The following is a 20,952-nucleotide window of genomic DNA, read 5'->3' on the forward strand; positions in this document are numbered from 1 at the left end:
TTTCTCAACCGCAGGGATCACAGCTCATGATGGTCGGCATTCCCGGAGCGAAGGAGCTTCCCTTGCCGCACAAGAAACCCGGCGTCGTGGCGAACGTGGTCCGTGGCTGCCTCGGCAACCTGGTCGAGTGGTACGACTGGTTCGTCTACGCCTCGTTCAGCATCTACTTCGCGGCGAGTTTCTTCCCCGAGGGAAACCTGACGGCGCAACTGCTGTCCACGGCCGTCGTGTTCGCGGTCGGCTTCCTGATGCGCCCGCTCGGCGGCTGGCTCCTGGGCCTCTACGCGGACAGGTTCGGGCGGCGGGCGGCGCTGACGCTGTCCGTGACGCTGATGAGCTTCGGTTCACTGACCATCGCGATCACGCCCGGCTACGCGTCGATCGGCCTTCTCGCGCCCGTGATCCTCGTGGTCGCCAGGCTCGCACAAGGCCTTTCGGTCGGCGGTGAGTTCGGTTCGAGCGCGACGTACCTGTCCGAGATCGCCACTCCGGGACGACGCGGGTTCTACTCGAGCTTCCAGTACGTCTCGATCACCGTCGGCCAGCTCGCGGCCCTGCTGGTGATGATCGTGATGCAGTCGCTGCTGACCGAGGCGCAGATGTACGCCTGGGGCTGGCGGATCCCGTTCGTGCTCGGCGCGCTCGCCGGACTCGTGGTCATGTACCTCCGCCGCAGCATGATGGAATCGGAACATTTCCAGCGCTTCTTGACCGACGGCTCGCCTTCCCGCGGTGGCCTGCGGGTCCTGCTGCGCTCGCACCGCCGACAGGTCCTCGCCGTCCTCGGTCTCGCCATCGGCGGGACGGTGGCGTTCTACACCTTCACCAGCTACCTCCAGAAGTACATGGTGAACACGGCGGGAATCCCCAAACCGACCGCCTCGCTCATCGGTTTCGCCGCCCTGTTCCTGTTCATCTTCATGCAGCCCGTCGCCGGTGCCCTTTCCGACCGCTTCGGCCGCCGCCCGGTCATGTTCGGCTTCTCCGTCGGCGGCATGCTCCTGACCGTCCCGATCATGACGCTCGTGGGCAGGACCGGGAACCCGTGGATCGCCTTCCTGCTCATGATCACCGCGCTGGTCTTCCTCAGCGGCTACACGGCTCTGTCGGCGATCATCAAGGCGGAAATGTTCCCCACCAACGTCCGGGCCCTCGGCGTCGGCCTGCCCCATGCCCTGGCGACCGCCGTCTTCGGCGGGCTCTCGGAACCGATCGCCTTGGCGCTGAAGCAGGCCGGGCACGAGAGCGTGTTCTTCTGGTGGGTCACGGGGTGCATCGGGCTGACCTTTGTGGCGACTTTGGTGGTGCGGGAGCCTTCGCGGGGTTCTTCTTTGGAGGTTTCCGCTTTGCCTGCACGGGATTCTGTTGTGCAGTAGGCCTTTGGCAAGGGCGGGGGGTGGCGGTGGTCGCCGTCGACCAGCCGCGGCGGTAGCCGAATTTCGGCAACGACCGACAGGCGATGCGGGACCTTGGGGACGTCGCCGCATTTCGCCAGCGGCCAGGCAGCGGTGGTCACCGTTTGCCCAGGCCTGTTTGGAGTCGGTCCGGTCACCGACCGTTGCCGGAGTTCGGCAAGTCACGCTCCGCCGCTGCGGAGCACAGCACATCGACGGCTGCCGTCGAATTCCAGGAACACACCCGGCGGGCTCACAACATGGTGATCGTTTTCCGGCCACGGCTCCGCAAGGTGGTGGCACGTCGGCGTATCGATTCCTCAGGGATGGTTACTCTCACGAGCCGTCGCCGTTTCTCGGCGACCGAGTCCCGATGATGTCGCTGTCGACTCTCGCGCGACCAGATGGCTTTCGCCGTTTTCCGGCGACGGCTCAGAACGCTGACGGTTCCTCGTCGCGGGGTTCGTGCAATGGCGGCGGCATGCTGTCGTAGCTCTGCCCCGTGGGCGTCGTGATCGTGAGGGTTCCGTCGGAACCCAGCCGGTAGTTCCAGCCGGGTTCGTCCTTCAACCGGTGGTCACGACGGCACAGATCGACCAGTTCGGTATCCGCGGTGTGACCACCGAACTGCCACGGCAGCGCATGATCGAGGTCGCAGGCCTGGGCCACGCGGTGGCAGCCGGGTCTTCGGCATTCCCGGTCCCGCACCCGGACGAACTCGTCCAGCCCCGCAGTGGGCCGGTAGCGGTCCCGGCCGAGGTCGAGCACCTGCCCCGAGAGTGGGTCGGTGATGATCCGCCGCAACACCGTGTTCGACCCGCCGGCGATGTGCCGGGCCAGCGAGGCGGGGATGTGGCCGTGCCCGGCCATCTCCGCGGGATCGTCATTCATCCCGAGGTAGATGTTGAGATCCATGTAGAGGAACACTTCGGACCGTTCACTCTTCCCACCCTGCCCGCTTAACAAGAGATCGAGGGCGACGTCGGCACGTAACTGATCCAGCGTGCGCGTCTCCCCACCCGCCCGCAGCGCCCTGGCTTCGCGATCGATCCGCGTGTAGGCGGCGGCGACTTTCTCGACGGGGCCGTCTTGGACCTCGATCGACGCCACCCCGGTCTCGCCCTGCCGCACCGACAAGCGACGTCCGGCGCGATGCCGCTCGACACGGCGGGATGCGCCGTCGCGGTCGGCCATCATCGCCGCATGGTTGGCCGCTTTCCGGATCTGCTCGGAGTTCCGGTCCGGTATCCGGTCCTCCAGGACCGCGTCCACAGCGCGGGCGTCCTCGTCCGACAGCCACGCGGTGGCCGTGGCGACTTTCATCGCCCCGTACCCACCCACCTTGCCTTGATCCAGCAGCCCTAATGTGCGTGGCAGACGGGTGGTCAACGCCTCCGCCGCGGACACCAGCGCACCAGCATGAGTGTCCACAACAGACAGTGCCAACGCCGCTTCCTGCACCACGCTGGACGCACCGCCACGATAACGGCTCAACCGCCCCAAAGCACGGAACCGAACAGCCTCCAGTCGCGCGATCCCCTCCGACGCCGCAACAGCGGCATCCACGGCATCGTTGTCCCCCAACGAATCCAGCGAAGCATTGACCTCCCCAAACACTTCAGACTCGGTGATTTCCTTGAGTAGCGCCACAGTGGCGTTGAGAGTGTCCACACTCAGAACATACAACCGGCCACCGACAGTTTCTGAAAACCTTGCTCGGCAACAAAAGCAGCGCTAGTCGACTTCGAGCAAACCTTCAGCACCGTTCTCCAGCTGTCGCGCGAACTTCTCCGACCGGGGAAGCATGGTCGCCTCATATACCTCAACGGCCTCAACGAAACTGCTGGAACCGGCCAGCGCCAGAGCGAGCTCGCAAGCGTCCAGCATGGCCAGGTTGACGCCGACACCGAGCGGCGGCATCAGGTGGGCGGCATCGCCGAGCAGGGTCACCGACGGCGTGTGTTCCCAGGTGTGCGGAACCGGCAGGACGTACAGCGGACGATCCACATAGGGTCCGTCATTGTCCGTGATCATCCGCAGCATCGAGGGCGACCAGCCGGAAAACGCGTCGAGCAGCCCGGCGCGGAGCTCCGGGGTGCCACGAGAACCGACCCAGTCCGCGGGCAGCCGTTGAATCACGTAGACCCGGATGTGGTCACCGCTGTTGCGCTGGGCGAAAAGGCAGCGGTTACCGTCGGCCGCCATCGCGCTGCCCTGGCCGACGAGCGCGGCGAGTTCGGGATGGGCGTTCTCGACGTCGTCGAACCAGGCCTCCAGGAAGGTGATCCCCGAGTACTCGGGCACCGCGGCCGACACCGCCGGCCGGACCCGCGACCAGGCGCCGTCGGCGCCGATGACCAGATCCGTCTCGACCGTCGCGCCGTCCGCGAACCGAAGGACACCGGGAGCTTCCACCTTCTCCAAACCAGAACCCCAGCGCACGGTGCCCGGCTCCAGTGAGTCCAGCAGCAGACCGCGCAACTGGCCTCGGTCGATCTCCGGTTTGAACAGCTCCCCTTCGGCCGGGACATAGTGCTCCACGAGGTTGCCGGCGGGATCCAGCTTCCGCATCTCCTGCCCTTCCGGACGGGCGAGCGCGAAGAACTCGTCGAGCAGGCCCGCTTCACGCAGGACCAGCTGCCCGTCGTCCGCGTGCAGGTCGAGGGTGCCGCCCTGGTTACGGGCCCGAGGATGCGGGTCGCGGTCGTAGACCGTCACGGGGATGCCGTGCTTCTGCAGGATGCGGGCGCAGGTCAGGCCGCCGGGGCCCGCTCCGATGATGCTGATCGTCATACCTTCAGAAAACCAGAACGAGTTAAAAAGTGCAACGAGTCAACTTAGTGACCGTGACAACTCATGGGGTAGAGTGCGCTCATGGAGACACCGGGACGGCGTGAACGCAAGAAGGCGGCCACCCGCCAGGCCTTGGCGGACGCCGCCTTGAAACTGTTCCTGGAGCGGGGCTACGACCAGGTGAGCATCCGCGACATCGCCGAGGCGGCCGACGTGTCGACCACGACGCTGTTCAAGCACTTCCCCGGCAAGGAAGCGCTGGTCTTCGACGAGGCTCAGGACCGCGAAGCGAACCTGATAGCCGCCGTACGAGAGCGCGAAGCAGGGCAGAGCGTCGTCGAAGCCCTACGCGAGTACGTGCTCGCCACCTGGCTCCCGCTCACGGCCCATCCCCAGTACCCCGAGTTCACCGCGCTGGTGAGCGGCACCCCCGCGCTCCAGGAATACGGCGAACGCATGTGGACCCGGCACGCCGCGGCCCTCGGCGCCGCCATCGCCGAAGACGCCGGAGTGGACCCCGACGACGCGGCCTCCCGCGCGCTCGCACGATTCGTCCTGGACATCCCGGCGCTCACCCGCGGCCGGGAGGACCCCAGGAAGGCCGTCGAGGAGATCTTCGACCTCCTCACCCACGGCTGGCGCTAATCCTCTTCGGACGCGGGACGGGAGCCGCGCAGCGAGCCGGGATGCGCCTTGGCGGACGGGTCGCTGCGGGTCTTGAGCAGGCTCGCCACCGTCACCACGACGAGGATGCCGATGATCACCGCGAGGCTGACCGGCGTCGAGATCTCCGGAACGCTCTCGTCGATGTCCACGTGCGCCCAGTGCAGGATCAGCTTGATCCCGATGAACCCGAGGATGATCGCGAGCCCGGCCGACAGGTACACCAGCCGGTCGAGCAGGCCCTTCACCAGGAAATACAGCGCGCGCAGGCCCAGCAGGGCGAAGGCGTTGGCGGCGAAGACGAGATACGGCTCGTCGGTGACGCCGAAGACGGCGGGGATCGAGTCCAGCGCGAACAGCAGGTCGATCCCGCCGATCGCGAGCAGCACCACCACCAGCGGCGTGCCCACCCGCTTCCCGTCCACGCGGGTGAGCAGCTTGCCGCCGTCGTATTCGGTGGACAGCGGCAGCAGGCGGCGCGCGGTCCGCACCACCACGTTGTTCTCGACGTCCGGATCCTCGTCGCGATGCCGGAACAGCTGGATCCCGGTGTAGATCAACAGCAGCCCGAACAGCAGGAACATGAAGGAGAACAACGAGAGCAGCGTGGCGCCGAGCGCGATGAAGATCGCGCGCATGATCAGGGCGACGACGATGCCGAACGTGAGCACCTTGTGCTGATGTTCTTCGGGTACCGCGAAGGTGCTCATGATGATCACGAAGACGAAGAGGTTGTCGACGGACAGGCTCTTCTCCACGATGTAACCCGCGAAGTACTGCTGCCCGAAGTCGCCGCCGTGCGCCAGCGTCAGCCAGACGCCGAACGCCACCGCGACCAGGATGTAGCCGATCGACCAGGCCACCGCCTCGCCGAAACCGACCTTGTGCGGCCGCACGGCCGCCAGGATGAGGTCGAGGGCCAGGAGCCCGAGTACCAGCCCGATCGTCAGGGTCCAGGTGAGGCCATCGATCTGGAGCATCCGGACCCTGTCTTTCGTTCGGCGGCAGGTGCCCAGATCTTAAGTGGGACTCCCCCGGTCCGCATTCGCATGACCCGGCGCCGCGTCCAGCAGCGCGGCGAGCACGGTCTTGAGCAAGGGGTGTTCCGCGCTCCCCCGCCGGACGGCGGCGAACACACGGCGCAGCGGCGGCTCGCCTCGCAAGGGGACGGCGACCGAACCGGGGACGGCGGTGAAAGCGTTGCGCGGTACCAGTGCCACCCCCTCGCCCGCGGCGACCAGGGTGGTGATCGCGTGGAAATCGTCGGAGACGTGCCGGATCGCGGGATTCGCGCAGACGATCATCAGCACGTCACGGCAGGGATTCCCGGATTTCGGCGCGATCCAGTCGTCGTCGGCGAGTTCGTCGATGTCCACTTCGGACGATCCGGCGAGCCGGTGCGTGGTGGGCAGGACGACGTCGAACGGCTCCACGTACAGCGGGAACCGGGTGAGCCTGCTTTCATCCGTCCGTGGCGAGAGGCGGTACTCCTCCGTGATCGCCAGATCGACCTCGCCGTCGAGCAGCAGCGGGATGCTCGCGTGCCCCTCGACGTCCTGCACCTGCATGGAGACCCCTGGCGAACCGGCGCGCAGCGAAGCGATGGCCGGCGCGACGACCATGGTGATCGCGGAGGCGAAACTCGCCAGCCGCACCATCCCCCGCACCCCCGAATCGAGCGCGGCCAGCGTGGCGTGCGCCCGTTCGAGTTCCGCGGCGACGGCGTTCGCGTGCACCACCATCAGTTCACCCGCGGGGGTCAGCGAAACCCGGCGCCCCCACCGGCGGAGCAGTTGCTGGCCGCACTCGGCTTCGAGTGCGGCCAGCTGCTGGGACACCGCGGACGGCGTCAGGTGCAGCGCCTGTCCCGCCGCCGTCACGGTGCCGTGGTCGGCGAGGGCGCGCAGCACGCGCAGCCGTCGCGGATCGATCATCAGTCCATCATGGACCTTGCCGTCACGAACGCGTCGACGGCCCGGTTCACGTCGTCGGTGGAATGCGCCGCCGACATCTGGGTGCGGATCCGGGCCTTGCCGTGCGGCACCACCGGATACGAGAACCCGACCACGTAGATGCCCTGGTCGAGCAGCAGATCCGCCATCCGGCCCGCCTTGGCCGCGTCGCCGATCATCACCGGGATGATCGGGTGCTCGCCCGGGAGCAGGTCGAAGCCCGCTTCGGTCATCCGGCGACGGAACAGCTCGGTGTTGGCGCGCAGCTTGTCCAGCAGCTCACCCGAGGAGCCCAGCAGGTTCAGCGTGGCGATGGCGGCCGCGGTGATCGACGGCGCCAGCGAGTTCGAGAACAGGTACGGCCGCGAACGCTGCCGCAGCATCTCGACGATCTCCGCGCGGCCCGAGGTGTAGCCGCCGCTCGCCCCGCCGAGGGCCTTGCCGAGGGTGCCGGTGAGGACGTCGACCTTGTCCTGCACGCCGAACAGCTCGGGCGTGCCGCGACCGGTCGGACCGGTGAAGCCGACGGCGTGCGAGTCGTCCACCATCACCAGCGCGTCGTAGCGCTCGGCCAGTTCGCAGATCTCGTCGAGCGGCGCGAGGTAGCCGTCCATCGAGAACACGCCGTCGGTGGCGATCATCCGGTACCGCGCGCCGGAAGCCTCCTTGAGCCGGGCCTCCAGGTCCGCGACGTCGCGGTTGCGGTAGCGCATCCGCTTCGCCTTGCACAGCCGGACGCCGTCGATGATCGACGCGTGGTTGAGCTCGTCGGAGATGATGACGTCCTGGTCGGTCAGCAGCGTCTCGAAAAGCCCGGCGTTGGCGTCGAAACAGGAGCTGTAGAGGATCGTGTCCTCGGTGCCGAGGAACTCCGAGAGCTTCGCCTCCAGTTCCTTGTGCGGCTGCTGGGTCCCGCAGATGAACCGCACCGACGCCATGCCGAAGCCCCAGCGGTCCAAGGCCTCCTGCGCGGCTTTGATCAGCTCGGGGTGGTCGGCGAGGCCGAGGTAGTTGTTGGCGCAGAAGTTGAGGACGTCGCCGTCGGCGACGCTGACCGAAGCCCGCTGCGGCCCCTGGATCACCCGCTCGCCCTTGTACAACCCGGCTTCCCGGATCTCGGCGAGCCCGGCCTTGAGGTCGTCGCGCATCGCGCCGTACATCAGTTCTCCGTCCAATCCAGGATGACCTTGCCGCAACGGCCTTCCCTGGCCGTCGCGAACGCCTTCTCGTACTCGGTGTAGCCGAACCGGTGGGTGATCACCGGCGAGATGTCCAGCCCGGCCTGCAGCAGCACGGACATCGAGTACCACGTCTCGAACATCTCACGCCCGTAGATCCCCTTGAGCTGGATCATCTTCAGCACCACGGACGCGATGTCGACCGACACGTCGGACGCGGGCAGGCCGAGCAGCGCGATCCGGCCGCCGTGCGACATGTTCGAGATCATCTCGCGCAGCGCCTCGGGCCGCCCGCTCATCTCCATGCCGACGTCGAAGCCCTCGGCCATGCCGAGCCGTTTCTGCGCTTCGGCGATGGTCGAAGAGGAGACGTCCAGCGCGAGGTCGACGCCGACCTTCCGCGCCAGTTCCAGGCGGTGCTCGCTGACGTCGGTGACGACGACGTTGCGCGCGCCGGCGTGGCGGGCGATGGCGGCGGCCATGATGCCGATCGGGCCGGCGCCGGTGACCAGCACGTCCTCGCCGATGACGGGGAAGGACAGCGCGGTGTGCACGGCGTTGCCGAGCGGGTCGAAGATCGCGGCGATGTCGAGGTCGACCTTGGTCCGGTGCACCCAGGCGTTCTGCTCGGGCAGGACGGCGTACTGCGCGAACGCGCCATCGGTGTGCACGCCGAGACCCTTGGTCCGGGCGCACAGGTGACGCCGCCCGGCCTTGCAGTTGCGGCAGCTCCCGCAGACCAGATGCCCCTCGCCGCTGACCAGGTCGCCCACCTTGACCGTCGTCACCGACCGGCCGATCTCGACCACCTCGCCGACGAACTCGTGCCCGACGACCAGTGGCGCGGTGATGGTGCGCGCCGCCCAGTCGTCCCAGGAGTCGATGTGCAGATCCGTGCCGCAGATCCCGGCGCGCAGCACGCGGACGGCGACGTCGCCGGGGCCGACCGCGGGATCCGGAACGTCGGTGAGTTCCAGGCCGGGTGCTCGGTCGGCTTTGACCAATGCCTTCATGGCGCGAAGTCTGGCCCGGCCGCGCCGCCGGAGTCCATCGCGAGTTTCTGCAATCCCTCGTTAGCGCCTCTTCACAAGGACGGGTACCAGCGCTTAGCCACCTTCGGATGAGAACGAAGCCACCCGATCAGGGCGTTCTCCCCGTAGGAAGCCGACAAAGGGTTGTCCGCGTCCTGGCTGATCCAGCGCGGCCGTGGTGGATCCGGGAACGCGAACCACGACGAAGTCGGGTCGCGGCACCAGTTCGAAACCGATCGACCGGTACAGGCGAATGGCCGGGGTGTTCGCCGCCGCCGCGTGCATTATCGGCCGTTCGCCGCGGGCCCGGATCCCCGCCGCCACCGCGCGGACGAGCCGGGTCGCCAGCCCTTGCCCGCGATACGCCGGGTCGGTGCAGACGGCGCTGATCTCGGTCCAGCCGGGCGGGTGCAGCCGTTCCCCCGCCATCGCGATCAGCGCGCCGCCACGCCGGATTCCCAGGTATGTCCCCAATTCGACGGTCCGTTTCCGGAAGGGACCGGGTCTGGTCCGCGCGACGAGGTCGAGCATCTCCGGGACGTCGTCCGGTCCCAGAAGGACGGCCTCGGGATCTTCCGCGGCTTCGAGCGCGATGTCGACCAGCCGCACCCCGGCGATCCTTTCGAGGATCTCCCACCCCGCCGGGACGGGGGGTGCGCCGTCGACGGTGACCGTCTCACCCGGGCCGGTCAGGGCGGCGACGTCGTCCCACACGCCGTCGTCCGGTTCGGGTGGCAGGGAGAGGAAGGGCGCGACGTCGACCTGGTAGCGCAGGACCTGGCCGAAGCGTTCGGCGAAGCGGGCGTGCGGCCCGGTCAGGGAGGCCCGGACCGGGTCGTCGGGAGGGTTGACCATGACGGCTGCGACAGCGGCGGGCGGGCTTTCATTCCCGCTCTCACATCCTGAGCACGGCCGCGCGAGCACCTGGAACTGCCGGAGCCGCCCGGAAAGTGACCCTCAGGATCCGGCGGTCACCGCGATGTCCGCGCCGGGGTTCGGCCCGAACCAGTCGAGGCAGACGACCATCGCGTCGTCGGCGGCTGGCCCGCCGCCGCGGTGCTCGCCCAGTTCGGCGAGCACCGCCCTCGGCACGTGGGCCGCGGGCAGGTCCGCGGTCGCGGCGATGGCCTCGGCGAGTTCACGGTCGCCGTAGAGCTCGCCGTGCGGGCCCGCCACCGCGTAGACGCCGTCGCTCACGAACACGTAGCGGTCGCCGGGCACCGCCTGCAGGCGCTCGACGGTGTACGAAGTGTCTTCGAAGGTGCCGAGCGGCAGCTGCTCGTCGAACGCGACCCGCTCGGTCTTGCCGTCGCGGAAGCGCCACAGGCGGGGCGATCCGGCGTCGACGGCGTCGATCGCGCCGGTCGCGAGGTCGAACTCCAGCAGGAGGGTCGCGACGTGCTCCTGACCCCGATACTGGGCGTAAAGGGCCTGGTCGGCGAGTTCGGCCTGGGCGTCGAGCGGGATCCCGGCCCGCCGGGCGTTGCGCAGCGCGTTGACCGCGAGGTTGGTCAGCAGCGCCGCGCTCGCGCCGTCCCCCATGCCGTTGACCAGCGTGACCGACAGCTTGCGCGCCGAGGCCGACCAGTCGAAGCAGTCGCCGTAGATGGCGTACGCGGGTTCGAGCTGCCCGCCGAGGGCGAATTCGGGGCGGGCGCACGCGCGGCCGGGAAGCAGCTGCCACTGCATCTCGGCCGCGAGGGTGAGCCGGGACGACCGGCGCGCCTGCACGTAGAGGTCGGTGTCACGGTCGGCGACGAAGACCTCGTGCGCGAGCGCCTCGGCGAAACGGCCGAGTTCCGCCCACACCGGCGGTTCCTGCTCTTCGGGGAGCGTGACGACGAGGATGCCGAGCCGGTCTCCGCGCACGGAGACCGGGAAGTGGGCGCGGACGCCCTCCTCGACGGTCTCGAACGTCGCGCACTGCGTGGTGAAGGCCTCACCCGCCACTGTGTCCGCCACCGGCACCGGATCGGTGGTGTAGGGCAGCACGGTCACCCGCCGCAGTTCGGTGAGGCTGTAGTCGGCCATCAGCAGGTCGACGACCACGGCGTCGAAGTGTTCCCGCAGCGCCGAACGCAATCCGTCGAGCAGCTGATGCGGCTGGACGCCTCTCAGGATCCGCTCGACCGCCAGGGACTTGTCCACTTCGTCGCCTCCGCACGCCGGGTGACCGGCATCACGCTCGGACGCCGGCGAAGCAGCCGGCATCGCGCTGGCGGACCGGCCGAGGGACCTACCGCGACGAGCTGAGCTGACAGTTCAGCATAAGGATGCGAGAGTGGGTGTCGTGAATCGGTCCTCTGAGCCCCCCGGCGCCGAAACGGTGGCGGCGGCGGTGACCGAGACGGCCGAGCTGCTCGAGATCATGTTCGAACGCGCTCGCGAAGCTTCACCACGTCCGCTGTCGACGTCCCAAGTCCGTGCCGTCGTGGCGCTCGACCACCACAACGGCTTGAATCTGCGCGCGCTCGCCGAACTGCTCGGTTCGACCCCGCCGCTGGTGAGCCGCCTGTGCGATCGGCTGGAAGCGGTCGGCTTCGTCGACAGGCTGCCCAGTACGCACAGCCGCCGCGAACTCACCTTGCGGCTCAGCGAACGGGGCCGCGCCTACCTGCGTGACCTGCGGGCACGCCGCCGCGAAAGCCTGGAGGCGGTGCTGGGGAAGCTGACCCCGGAGGCCAAGGCCGCGCTCGCCGCCGGGCTCCGTGAGTTTCGCCAGGCCGCCGCGGAGTTCTGACGCCACGGGGTGTCCTCACCGCCACTGGAGTAGGGTCACTGTTGTCATATGACAACAGTCGCGACGTGCGACGCGGACACCTGGAGGTGTGGGTGCAGGCGACCGACGACACCGCCGTCCGGGACCTGCTTACGCGGATCTTCGACGCCGGCCAGGCCGACCTGGTCGACGACTGGGTCCGCTGGCAGCTGACCGACTCGCCCGCCTGGACCGGTGAGCAGGAACTGCGCCGCGAGGCCAGGGAACTGCTCGACGCGCTCCGCGAGGCTCTCGGTACCGAACTGCGCCTGGAACGGATCGTCGACCGCGACGAGGCCGTCCGCGCCGCGCTGCGGGGCCTGTCCGAGCGGCGGGCCCGCGCCGGTGCCACGCCCGCCTCCACCGCCATGGCGATCCTCGGCCTCAAGCGGACCACCCTCGCCGCCCTCGAACGCCACACCGAAGACCCCGAGGTCCGCTACCAGGCTTCCTTGCAGGTCAACAGGTTCCTCGACGCCGCGAGCCTGCTGACGTTCTCGGTGTACGTCGAAGGCCGCGAAGAGATCATCAGGCGGCAGCACCAGCAGATGCTGGAACTGTCCACGCCGGTGGTGCGACTGTGGCGCCAGGTGCTGGCCGTCCCCCTGATCGGCACTCTCGACAGCAGCCGCACGCAGGTGGTGATGAACAGCCTCCTGGAGGCGATCCAGGCGCACGAGGCGAGGGTGGCCATCATCGACATCACCGGCGTGTCCACAGTGGACACAGCGGTGGCGCAGCATCTCCTGCAGACGGTCAGCGCGGTCCGGCTCATGGGCGCGGAATGCCTCATCAGCGGCGTCCGGCCGTCGATCGCGCAGACCGTCACCCAGCTCGGCATCAACCTGTCGCATATCGAGACCCGCGGTTCGCTCGCCGACGCGCTGGCCACGGCGATGCGGCTGATCGACGATCACACCCGGCCCGGCGTGGTGACCGGGTGAACCCGCGCGCGGGTCTGCCGATCCTGCGGCTCGGAGACATCCTGATCAGCGGGCTGCTCAGCGATCTCGACGACACCACCGCGCTCCAGTTCACCGACGAGCTCACCGCCCGGATCTCCGACGAGGGGATCCGCGGGGTCATCCTCGACATCTCGCGGCTGGAGATCATCGACTCGTTCGTCGCGCGGGTCCTGATGGAACTGGCCGCCACCGGACGTCTCCTCGGCGCCAGGATGATCGTCGCCGGGATGCGCCCGGCCGTCGCGATCACGCTGTCCGAACTGGGGCTGGGGCTCACCGGCGTCCAGACCGCGCTCAACGCGGAACAGGCCATGGAGCTGCTGGGATGGCGACGTCCCGCCGGGGCCGCCGAAGAGGCGCCTCGTGCTTCCTGACGAGCTCACCGCCCCCGAGGCGCGCGAACACGCCGTGCGCGCCGAAGAGGATCTGCTCACCGCCCGGCACGCGGTCCGGGCCGACGCGGTCGCGGCCGGTTTCTCGATCGTCGACCAGACGAAGATCGTGACCGCCGCCAGCGAACTCGTGCGCAACGCCTACATCCACGGAGGTGGCGGCACGATGACGATCGCTTCGGTGCGGGACCGCCGGGGACGGGTGGGGATCGCCCTGTCCGTCCGCGACGAAGGCCCCGGCATCGAAGACGTCGACCAGGCCATGACCGACGGGTTCAGCACCGGCGCCGGCCTCGGGCACGGCCTCGGCGGCACCCGGCGGCTGGTCGACGAGTTCACCATCGACACGACGCCCGGTGAGGGCACCACGGTGACCGTCGTCCGCTGGAAGCCATGACCGTCGCCGACGCGGCCCTCACCCGGCTGATCCACATCGACCACATCAGCGCGGTCTACGCCGCGACACGGGCCGCGCGCGAAGTCGCGGCCGAAGCCGGGCTTCCCGAGGTCCTCGCCGAACGCACCGCCGTCATCGCCTCGGAACTGGCGACCAATCTCGACAAGCACGCCGGCGACGGCGCCGTCTTCGTCCAGCGTTCCCTGGCCGGGCCGGGAGTCGAGGTCCACGCCGTGGACACCGGGCCGGGGATGGACGATCTGGCCCACTGGCGCGTCGACGGCAACACGACCACCGAAACGCTCGGCACCGGTCTCGGCGCCGTCGGCAGGCTCGCCACCGAGTTCCGCATCCGGTCCGAGGCGGGCGTCGGCACCGTCGCGGCCGCCCGGATCCTCCCGCCCGGGCAGCGAGGCGTCGATCTCGCGCATGTCCGGCTCCCTCGCGAAGGCGAAGAGCGGTGCGGCGACGCGGTGGCCGTCTCGGCGATGCCCGGTGTCCGCACGGCCGTCCTCGCCGACGGGCTCGGCCACGGTCCCCGAGCGAGCGACGCCGCGGAAGCCGCGATCGCCGTGTTCCGCCGCGATCCGGACCGGGCGCTGCCCGAGCAGCTGAACGCCATGCACCGGGCGCTGCGGCAGACCCGCGGCGCGGCGGTCGCGCTCGTCCGGCTTTCCGAAAGCGGGCTCGAGTTCTGCGGTGTCGGCAACATCAGCGGTCTGGTGCTGACGCCGGGGCGGACACAGCCGCTGCTGAGCGTCCCCGGTGTCGTCGGCCTCACCTTGCCGCCGGTCCGGGTGCGGACGTATCCCTTGACCGGCCACGAACTTCTCGTGCTGCATACCGACGGGATCGGCACCGCCTGGCGTGGTCAGGCCGCGCTCGGACCGCTCCCGGCCACGGCCCTGTTCGCCGCGGACCTCGCCCACCGGCACCGCGATCTCCGCGACGACGCCGCGTTGATCGCTTTCGGGCCGGGAAAGGGACTTCCGTGACAGACGTCGCCCGGTTGCGCCGCCGCGTGCGCGAGGCGTGCGCGGCCGCCGGGGTGCCTGCCGACCAGCGGGCCCGGCTGGTGCTCGCGGTGACCCTGCTCGCCGAAGACGGCCCCACGCCGGGACTTTCGACCGCCACGGCCGACGGCAAGCTGTCCGTCACGCTGGAATCGCCCCGGCCGATCGGGCAGGCCCGGCGCAACGCCCTCCCGCTCCTTCCCGCCGCGGGCGACGGCGCGAGCCTGACCTGGCATCTCGACGCGGGCGCCGGCCCGGTGCCGGTCGCGGCCGACGACGAGGTGGCCACCAGGGACGAGATGCTGGCGCTGGTCGCCCGCGCCGACGCGGTCGCCAAGGAACAGCGCGAGCTCAAACACGAACTGGCCGAGACGAACAGCGGCGTGCTCGCGATGTACGTCGAACTGGAGGAACGGGACGAGCAGCTCCGCAAGGCGCACGCGGTGATCTTCCGTGAGCTGGAGGACGCGCTGCGCCCGCCGCCACCGCCCGCGGGCCCCTTCGAACTGGCCGTGCACTACGCGCCGAGCCAGCAGGATTCCCCGACCGGCGGGGATCTCTACGACTGGTTCGTGCTGCCCGACGGCTGTGTCCACCTCACCCTCGTCGACGCGGTCGGGCACGGTGTCACCTCGACCCGGCACGCGCTGACCGTCACGCACGCGATCCGCACCCTGGCACTGGAAGGCCATCCGTTCCGCGATCTGATCGGCCGGACCGCCCGCGCGCTGGCGACGATCGAACCCGAACTGATGGCGACCGTGCTGCTGGCCCGCCTGGACCCGGAGACCGGCGACGTCACCTTCGCCAACGGCAGCCATCCGCGTCCGGTCCTGGTCACCGCCGCCGGTGAGACCGAACTGCTCGCCGCCGCGACGTCGGGCCGGGGCGTCGGTTTTCCCGATCCCGGCAGCAAAAGCCTCGTCCATCGCAGGCTCGGTGACGGCGACCTGCTCGTCATCTACACCGACGGGCTCGTCGAGAGCCGCAAAGACTTCCAGGAAGGAGAAGAGCGACTGCTCGCGGCCGCGCGGCGCAACGCCGGACGGCCCACCGCGGAGATCCCGGACGTCCTGGCCACCGAGATGCTGGAAATCGTCCTGCACGCCGATGACACCGTGGTCATCGCGATCCGGCACCGTCCGTATTACGGTGGCGCTTGATGAGGGACGACGCCGAGCAGGACACAGCGGACGCCACGCTACTCGACGCCTTCCGCACCGGTGACATCGCCGCCGGCGAGGCGCTTTTCCGGAAGCACGCCGGCCCGCTCCGCCGGATCGCGGCGGGCTGGGTCGCCGAGCCCGCCGAACGGGACGATCTCGTCGCCGAAGCCTTCGTGCGGGTCCTGAGCGTCATCCGCGACGGCGGCGGCCCCCGGGAGAACCTCCGCCCCTATCTCGCCGTCACCATGCGGAACCTGGTGGTGAAATGGAGCCACCACAACAAACGGGTCGAGTTGTACGGCACGACCCCGGCGACCGAGGAGGCCACCGGGACCGTGGGCGCGGAGGAACTCCTCATCCTCCGCGCGAACGCCCGGCTGGCGTGGACCGCCTACTGCGCGCTCCCCGGCCGCTGGCGGACCGTGCTGTGGCGGACCGAGGCCGAAGGCGACTCGCCGAAGGTGGTGGCCCCGTTGCTGGGGGTGTCCCCCAACGGCGCCTCCGTTCTCGCCCTGCGCGCCCGCGAAGGTCTGCGCCAGGCCTTCCTGCAGGCGCAGGTCCCCGAAACGGGAACGCCGTGCTGCCAGGAGGCGCGGCGCCGGATGGGCGCGTGGCTCCGCGGCGGGGTGCCGGGCCGCCGCGCGGACCTGATCGCCGAACATCTGGCGGGCTGCGAACCCTGCCGGACCGTCGCCACCCGGCTCGACGAGGTCAACCGCGAGATGCCCCGCTCCGTCTCGGCCTGACCGGGATCAGCCGGGTACCGGGACCTCCTCCCCCGCGATCCGCAGCGCTTCCACCAATTCGCGATACAGCGTGTCGGTGGCGAACAGCCGCTCGTGACTGCCGCTCGCCCGCACGCGGCCGTCCTCCATCACCACGATGGTGTCCGCGTCGATCACCGTGGACAGCCGGTGCGCCACGGTGACCACGGCGCCTTCGCCTGCCAGCCGCCGGATGCAGTCGTGGATCGCGCTCTCGGTCCGGCCGTCGACCTGCGCGGTCGCCTCGTCGAGCAGCACGACGTCCGGTGTCCGCAGGATCGCCCTGGCCAGCGCGATTCGCTGGCGTTCCCCACCGGACACCGACGTCGACGAGAGCGGCGTGTCCAGACCGTCGTCGAGCGCGGCGATCTTGTCGCTCAGCCGGACTTCGGCGAGCACCCGCCGCACCTCCTCCTCGGTCGCGTCCGGATGGGTGAAGAGCAGGTTCTCCCGGATCGTGCCCGGCACGATCGGCGTCTCCTGCTCGACGTAGGCCAGCCGCTTCCGCACCTCCGCGTACGGCAGGTCCGTGTAGTCGAGCCCGTCCAGCAGCAGTGAACCCGACTGTGGCGACACGAACCGCATGATCAGCGAAAGCATCGTGGTCTTGCCCGCGCCGGACGGCCCGACGATCGCGGTGTGCCCGCGTCTCGGGATTTTCAGCGAGACGTCCCGCAGGGCCGGCTCGCCGCCGTAACCCGCGGTCACTTCACGCAGTTCCAGTACCGGGCCGTCCTGCTCGCCCGCCCGCTCCGGTGGCGCGGAAGCCTTGTCCTCTTCGACTTCCAGCGCGTCCATGTCCCGGATCCGCCCCGCCGCGGCGATCCCGGCCTGCAACGCGGTCATGTTCTGGCTCAGTTCGGTGATCGGCTCCATCAGCGCGAAGGCGTACAGCAGGAACGCGATGAGGCTCGACACCTCCAGCAGGCCGGCGTCGACGCGCCAGGCGCCGAGGCCGAGGATCACCAGGATCGCGCCCTGGATCCCCGACCAGGCCACCACCCAGGCGACCGCCTCCCGCCGCACCGCGCGGACACCGTGCACGGTGGCGGCCTCGGCGTCGACCAGGATCCGCTCGGACTGCCGGGTTTCGGCGCGGCTGGCCTTCACCGTCCGGATCGCCCGCAGCGCGCCCTCCAGCACGCCGCCGAGACGGCCGACCCGGTCTTGCGCCTTCTCCTGTTCCTTCGCGATGGCGGGCATGAGCCACGCGAACAGCGCGATCACCACGAGCACGGCCGCCACCGTCGTCCCCAGCAGCACCGGGTCGAGCACGCTCATCAGGACCAGGGTGCCGATGAGCATGACCACGCCGTTGATCAGGCCGATCACGCTGGACGACGCCGCCTCGCGCAGCAGCACCGTGTCCGAGGTGACGCGGGTGACCAGTTCCCCCGTGGGCCGCTTGGTGATCGCCGGGATGGTCGCGCGGAAGAAGCGCCGCACCATCGATTCCCGCGCCTGCAGCACCACCCGCTCACCGACCGTGCCGAGCAGGATCCACTGCGTCAGCCAGATCACCGAGCCCACCAGCATGAGGCCGAGCAACGCCAGCACCGGTCCGGTCAGCGACGCCGACGAACCGAGCGAGTCGAGCACCCACTTCGTGACCATGGGCGTCGCGAGACCCGTCGCGGAGCCGAGCAGGGCGAGTACGAGGCCGATCGCGAGTGCCCCCTTGTGCGGTCGCGCGAACGACCACAGCACTTTCAAGCGTGGAGTGTTCATGGTTCTCAATGGAACACGCGTGTTCTAAAATCGTCAAGCGAGTTCCCTATCGGAGGGCGAGGTACGGTACCGGCCATGAGTGAGGGTGTGGTCACCGAGACGGGTGTCCGGGCGAGGACCCGGCGCGCGATCCTGGACGCGGCCATCGAGACGTTGACGAAGCAACCGGGCGCCACGCTGGCCGACATCGCGGCGGCGGCGAACGTCGGGCGCACCACCGTGCACCGGTATTTCGCGGAGCGCTCGGACCTCATCGACGCCGTCAGCCACGACGCGCTCGACAAGATCTCCCAGTCCACCGAACGGGCCCGGCTCGACGACGGCCCGGCCCCCGCCGTGCTGGCGCGGCTGTGCCAGGAGTACTTCGAGCACGGCGACGTCTTCCAGCTGCTGTTCACCATGCCGGATCTGATGACCAGGCCCGAATGGGAAGAGGAGAGCGACGACGACCGCGCCCTGCTGCGGGTCATCGAACGCGGGCACGCCGAGGGCACGATCGACCCTGCGATGACGAAGGAATGGCTGCTGCAACTGCTGTGGAGCCTGCTCTACACGGCTTGGGGCCTGGTGCGCGAGAAGACACCGAAGCACGAAGCGCTCACGTTGTGCTTGCGCAGCCTGGAAAAGGTCATCGCGGTCGGCTGAGATCCTCCGAAGGGATGACGCGGGCGCGCGCCGCGTCGATGATCCTTTCCCGGTGATGGAAAAAACCGGCACCCGCACGGGTGCCGCCTGGGGAATCCTCTTCGGCGGGCTCGCGGTCTTCGTGGCCGCTCCCGCGCTGCTGCTGGCGACCGGGCACGACACGATCAAGCCGTCCGCGGATTCGGCCAAGGAGCTTTCCCTGGCGGGCGCACTGATTCCGGCGCTGGCCGGGATCCTGCTGATCCACGGGATCCCGCTCCACGCGCCGAGACTGCTCCCGCCGTCGACCGACCGGCGCGTGCTGCGCAGGCAGGCGACGGCCTTGGCGCTGATCGCCTTCCTGTGGCCGCTCGCGTTGTTCCTGGTGTCCTCGGCGGGACAGCACGCGCTGGTCCGCGACATCTGGGCGCTCGCGAAGCCGCTCGTGTTCCTGGCGCTGCCCTTGTTTCTTCTGCGAATCCTGCGCCCCCGGGGAGAACCGGATCCGTTCCGGCTCACGTGGCGGCCCCGGCAGACCTGGCAGTGGCTCGCGCCGATCCCGGCGGTGCTCGTGTTCGGCTGGCTGTATGTCCTGGGACCGCTCGCGCCGCCGCTACCCAGCGCGGAGGACTATCCCGACCCGGTGATCCTCGCGGTGGGCGCGACACTGACGTTCTTCACCGCGAACGTCCTCGAAGAGGTCTTCTTCCGCGGCATGCTGCAGACCAGGCTGGAAGCGCTTTTCGGGCGCTGGCCCGGAATCCTGCTGGCGTCACTGCTGTTCGCGTGGCTGCACCTGCCGACGCACGGCCAGGGAACGCTTCCGCTCACGCTGGGCGCGATCGTGGCGTTCCAAGGGTTCTTCGGCCTGTTCACCGGCTACCTGTGGTCGCGCTACCGCAACCTGTGGGCACCGATCGCCGCGCACACCGCGATGAACACCCTGCCCCTGCTGCTGATGTGACGTGACTCGCGTGATCAGGGACGGAACTCACGTGACTGGAGGCCGCACTCGAGTGTGCGGTCCCCGATCACGTGAGTTCCGTGCCCAGTCACGCGAGTTACGCGCCGATGGTCGCCGCGTCGATGACGAACCGGTAGCGGACGTCGCTGTTCTCGACCCGGTCGTAGGCGACGTTCACCTGGTCGGCCGAGATCGTCTCGATCTCCGCGCCGATCCCGTGCTCGGCGCAGAAGTCGAGCATCTCCTGGGTCTCGGCGATCCCGCCGATCATCGAGCCTGCGAGCACCTTGTTCCCGCCCAGCAGCGAGAAAGCGTTGTAGGACAGCGGTTCGCCGGGCGCGCCGACGTTCACCATCGCGCCGCCGACCCGCAGCATGCCGAGGTAGGAGTCGATCGGCAGCGTCGCCGAAACGGTGTTGAGGATCAGGTCGAAGCGGCCGCGCAGCGTCTGGAACGTCGACGCGTCACCGGTCGCGAAGTAGTCCTTCGCGCCCAGCTTCAGGCCGTCTTCCTGCTTCTTCAAGCTCTGGCTGAGCACGGTGACCTCGGCGCCCATGGCGACCGCGATCTTGACCGCCATGTGGCCAAGCCCGCCGAGGCCGACGACGGCGACCTTCTTGCCCGGTCCGGCGCCCCAGCGGTTCAGCGGGGAGTAGGTGGTGATGCCCGCGCACAGCAGCGGCGCGGCGATGTCGAGGCCGATCCCCTCCGGGATCCGACAGACGAAACCGTCCTTCACCACGATCTGACGGCTGTAGCCGCCGTAGGTGTTCTCGCCGTCGAAGCCGACTCCGTTGTAGGTCTGGATGTTGCCCTGGACACAGAACTGCTCGGTGCCCGCGAGGCAGTACTCGCACTCGCCACAGGAGTCGACCATGCAGCCGACCCCGACCCGGTCCCCGACCTGGTACTTCGTCACGTCCGAGCCGATCGCGGCGACGACGCCGGCGATCTCGTGACCGGGCACCATCGGGAAGATCGCGCTGCCCCAGTCCTCCTTCACCTGGTGGATGTCGCTGTGGCAGATCCCCGCGTACGCGATGTCGATCAGCACGTCGTCCGGACGCAGTTCGCGACGCTCGATCGTCGTCGGCGACAGTGCGGCGCCCGGGGACGGCGCGGCGATGGCATGCGTGGTCGTCGTCATGAAACCCTCCGTGGAAACAGTGA

Annotated in this window: 21 protein-coding genes; 11 read left to right on the plus strand and 10 right to left on the minus strand. The window is 69.2% G+C overall.

Features of this window, described 5'->3' with window-relative positions:
* The first annotated feature begins 26 nt into the window (after positions 1-26).
* Positions 27-1,376: an MFS transporter gene (locus tag IE302_RS35340; RefSeq protein ID WP_191258795.1), complete on the plus strand. Its 1,350-nt coding sequence runs from the start codon at positions 27-29 to the stop codon at positions 1,374-1,376.
* Positions 1,377-1,826: 450 nt separating this feature from the next.
* Here IE302_RS35340 and IE302_RS35345 read toward each other — a convergent pair whose 3' ends face one another.
* The gene (locus IE302_RS35345; RefSeq protein ID WP_229908132.1) at positions 1,827-3,065 is read right to left on the minus strand and encodes an HNH endonuclease signature motif containing protein; all 1,239 of its coding nucleotides are present in this window, start codon (positions 3,063-3,065) and stop codon (positions 1,827-1,829) included.
* Positions 3,066-3,128: 63 nt separating this feature from the next.
* On the minus strand, positions 3,129-4,187 hold the full coding sequence (locus IE302_RS35350; protein ID WP_191258796.1) for an FAD-dependent oxidoreductase: 1,059 nt from the start codon (positions 4,185-4,187) through the stop codon (positions 3,129-3,131).
* 81 nt (positions 4,188-4,268) lie between these two features.
* On the opposite strand from IE302_RS35350, the gene IE302_RS35355 reads away from it, so the two are divergent.
* Positions 4,269-4,832 (plus strand): TetR/AcrR family transcriptional regulator, encoded by a 564-nt coding sequence (locus IE302_RS35355; RefSeq protein ID WP_191258797.1) that lies wholly within the window; start codon positions 4,269-4,271, stop codon positions 4,830-4,832.
* Here the strand turns inward: IE302_RS35355 and IE302_RS35360 are convergent.
* The 6 genes from IE302_RS35360 to IE302_RS35385 form a co-directional block, all read right to left on the minus strand.
* Positions 4,829-5,830 (minus strand): TerC/Alx family metal homeostasis membrane protein, encoded by a 1,002-nt coding sequence (locus IE302_RS35360; protein WP_191258798.1) that lies wholly within the window; start codon positions 5,828-5,830, stop codon positions 4,829-4,831. The genes IE302_RS35355 and IE302_RS35360 overlap by 4 nt on opposite strands.
* Before the next feature lie 39 nt (positions 5,831-5,869).
* Complete coding sequence (locus tag IE302_RS35365) at positions 5,870-6,784, minus strand: LysR family transcriptional regulator (RefSeq protein ID WP_191258799.1); 915 nt, start codon at positions 6,782-6,784, stop codon at positions 5,870-5,872.
* The gene (locus IE302_RS35370; RefSeq protein WP_191258922.1) at positions 6,784-7,962 is read right to left on the minus strand and encodes a glycine C-acetyltransferase; all 1,179 of its coding nucleotides are present in this window, start codon (positions 7,960-7,962) and stop codon (positions 6,784-6,786) included. The genes IE302_RS35365 and IE302_RS35370 overlap by 1 nt, the downstream gene beginning before the upstream one ends.
* Positions 7,962-8,993 carry an L-threonine 3-dehydrogenase gene (gene tdh, locus IE302_RS35375; RefSeq protein ID WP_191258800.1) on the minus strand — a complete coding sequence of 344 codons (1,032 nt, stop codon included), beginning with the start codon at positions 8,991-8,993 and terminating at the stop codon, positions 7,962-7,964. The genes IE302_RS35370 and tdh overlap by 1 nt, the downstream gene beginning before the upstream one ends.
* A gap of 93 nt (positions 8,994-9,086) precedes the next feature.
* Complete coding sequence (locus IE302_RS35380; protein WP_191258801.1) at positions 9,087-9,866, minus strand: GNAT family N-acetyltransferase; 780 nt, start codon at positions 9,864-9,866, stop codon at positions 9,087-9,089.
* Between the two features lie 102 nt (positions 9,867-9,968).
* The gene (locus IE302_RS35385) at positions 9,969-11,159 is read right to left on the minus strand and encodes a PP2C family protein-serine/threonine phosphatase (protein WP_191258802.1); all 1,191 of its coding nucleotides are present in this window, start codon (positions 11,157-11,159) and stop codon (positions 9,969-9,971) included.
* Between the two features lie 133 nt (positions 11,160-11,292).
* Here IE302_RS35385 and IE302_RS35390 point away from each other — a divergent pair, with 133 nt between their 5' ends.
* The 7 genes from IE302_RS35390 (at position 11,293) to IE302_RS35420 (ending at position 16,448) form a co-directional block, all read left to right on the plus strand.
* Positions 11,293-11,751 carry a MarR family transcriptional regulator gene (locus IE302_RS35390; protein WP_191258803.1) on the plus strand — a complete coding sequence of 153 codons (459 nt, stop codon included), beginning with the start codon at positions 11,293-11,295 and terminating at the stop codon, positions 11,749-11,751.
* A gap of 92 nt (positions 11,752-11,843) precedes the next feature.
* A complete protein-coding gene (locus IE302_RS35395) occupies positions 11,844-12,713 on the plus strand; it encodes an STAS domain-containing protein (protein ID WP_191258923.1) in 870 nt (289 codons plus the stop codon).
* Complete coding sequence (locus tag IE302_RS35400) at positions 12,710-13,108, plus strand: STAS domain-containing protein (protein WP_191258804.1); 399 nt, start codon at positions 12,710-12,712, stop codon at positions 13,106-13,108. The genes IE302_RS35395 and IE302_RS35400 overlap by 4 nt, the downstream gene beginning before the upstream one ends.
* Positions 13,098-13,523, plus strand: a complete 426-nt coding sequence (locus IE302_RS35405; RefSeq protein WP_191258805.1) for an ATP-binding protein — start codon at positions 13,098-13,100, stop codon at positions 13,521-13,523. Before IE302_RS35400 ends, IE302_RS35405 begins: the two co-directional genes overlap by 11 nt.
* Positions 13,520-14,518: an ATP-binding protein gene (locus IE302_RS35410; RefSeq protein ID WP_191258806.1), complete on the plus strand. Its 999-nt coding sequence runs from the start codon at positions 13,520-13,522 to the stop codon at positions 14,516-14,518. The genes IE302_RS35405 and IE302_RS35410 overlap by 4 nt, the downstream gene beginning before the upstream one ends.
* Positions 14,515-15,699 carry a PP2C family protein-serine/threonine phosphatase gene (locus IE302_RS35415; RefSeq protein WP_191258807.1) on the plus strand — a complete coding sequence of 395 codons (1,185 nt, stop codon included), beginning with the start codon at positions 14,515-14,517 and terminating at the stop codon, positions 15,697-15,699. The genes IE302_RS35410 and IE302_RS35415 overlap by 4 nt, the downstream gene beginning before the upstream one ends.
* Positions 15,699-16,448, plus strand: coding sequence for a zf-HC2 domain-containing protein (locus IE302_RS35420; protein ID WP_191258808.1), 750 nt, complete (start codon positions 15,699-15,701; stop codon positions 16,446-16,448). Before IE302_RS35415 ends, IE302_RS35420 begins: the two co-directional genes overlap by 1 nt.
* Before the next feature lie 6 nt (positions 16,449-16,454).
* On the opposite strand, the gene IE302_RS35425 is transcribed toward IE302_RS35420, so the two are convergent.
* Positions 16,455-18,194, minus strand: coding sequence for an ABC transporter ATP-binding protein (locus IE302_RS35425; RefSeq protein ID WP_229908136.1), 1,740 nt, complete (start codon positions 18,192-18,194; stop codon positions 16,455-16,457).
* A gap of 75 nt (positions 18,195-18,269) precedes the next feature.
* Here IE302_RS35425 and IE302_RS35430 point away from each other — a divergent pair, with 75 nt between their 5' ends.
* Positions 18,270-18,839, plus strand: coding sequence for a TetR/AcrR family transcriptional regulator (locus IE302_RS35430; protein WP_191258809.1), 570 nt, complete (start codon positions 18,270-18,272; stop codon positions 18,837-18,839).
* Between the two features lie 55 nt (positions 18,840-18,894).
* Positions 18,895-19,782, plus strand: a complete 888-nt coding sequence (locus tag IE302_RS35435) for a CPBP family intramembrane glutamic endopeptidase (RefSeq protein WP_229908144.1) — start codon at positions 18,895-18,897, stop codon at positions 19,780-19,782.
* 97 nt (positions 19,783-19,879) lie between these two features.
* On the opposite strand, the gene IE302_RS35440 is transcribed toward IE302_RS35435, so the two are convergent.
* Positions 19,880-20,929, minus strand: coding sequence for an NAD(P)-dependent alcohol dehydrogenase (locus IE302_RS35440; protein WP_191258811.1), 1,050 nt, complete (start codon positions 20,927-20,929; stop codon positions 19,880-19,882).
* Positions 20,930-20,952: the final 23 nt, after the last annotated feature.

The organism is Amycolatopsis oliviviridis (genome assembly GCF_014654365.1).
Lineage (GTDB): Bacteria > Actinomycetota > Actinomycetes > Mycobacteriales > Pseudonocardiaceae > Amycolatopsis > Amycolatopsis oliviviridis.

Coding starts and splice junctions, on each gene's coding strand:
- IE302_RS35350 (WP_191258796.1), bottom strand. CDS start 4,187: ATGACGATCAGCATCATCGGAGCGGGCCCCGGCGGCCTGACCTGCGCC.
- IE302_RS35435 (WP_229908144.1), top strand. CDS start 18,895: ATGGAAAAAACCGGCACCCGCACGGGTGCCGCCTGGGGAATCCTCTTC.
- IE302_RS35365 (WP_191258799.1), bottom strand. CDS start 6,784: ATGATCGATCCGCGACGGCTGCGCGTGCTGCGCGCCCTCGCCGACCAC.
- IE302_RS35425 (WP_229908136.1), bottom strand. CDS start 18,194: ATGAACACTCCACGCTTGAAAGTGCTGTGGTCGTTCGCGCGACCGCAC.
- IE302_RS35420 (WP_191258808.1), top strand. CDS start 15,699: ATGAGGGACGACGCCGAGCAGGACACAGCGGACGCCACGCTACTCGAC.
- IE302_RS35360 (WP_191258798.1), bottom strand. CDS start 5,830: ATGCTCCAGATCGATGGCCTCACCTGGACCCTGACGATCGGGCTGGTA.
- IE302_RS35440 (WP_191258811.1), bottom strand. CDS start 20,929: ATGACGACGACCACGCATGCCATCGCCGCGCCGTCCCCGGGCGCCGCA.
- tdh (WP_191258800.1), bottom strand. CDS start 8,993: ATGAAGGCATTGGTCAAAGCCGACCGAGCACCCGGCCTGGAACTCACC.
- IE302_RS35430 (WP_191258809.1), top strand. CDS start 18,270: ATGAGTGAGGGTGTGGTCACCGAGACGGGTGTCCGGGCGAGGACCCGG.
- IE302_RS35370 (WP_191258922.1), bottom strand. CDS start 7,962: ATGTACGGCGCGATGCGCGACGACCTCAAGGCCGGGCTCGCCGAGATC.
- IE302_RS35380 (WP_191258801.1), bottom strand. CDS start 9,866: ATGGTCAACCCTCCCGACGACCCGGTCCGGGCCTCCCTGACCGGGCCG.
- IE302_RS35410 (WP_191258806.1), top strand. CDS start 13,520: ATGACCGTCGCCGACGCGGCCCTCACCCGGCTGATCCACATCGACCAC.
- IE302_RS35355 (WP_191258797.1), top strand. CDS start 4,269: ATGGAGACACCGGGACGGCGTGAACGCAAGAAGGCGGCCACCCGCCAG.
- IE302_RS35340 (WP_191258795.1), top strand. CDS start 27: ATGATGGTCGGCATTCCCGGAGCGAAGGAGCTTCCCTTGCCGCACAAG.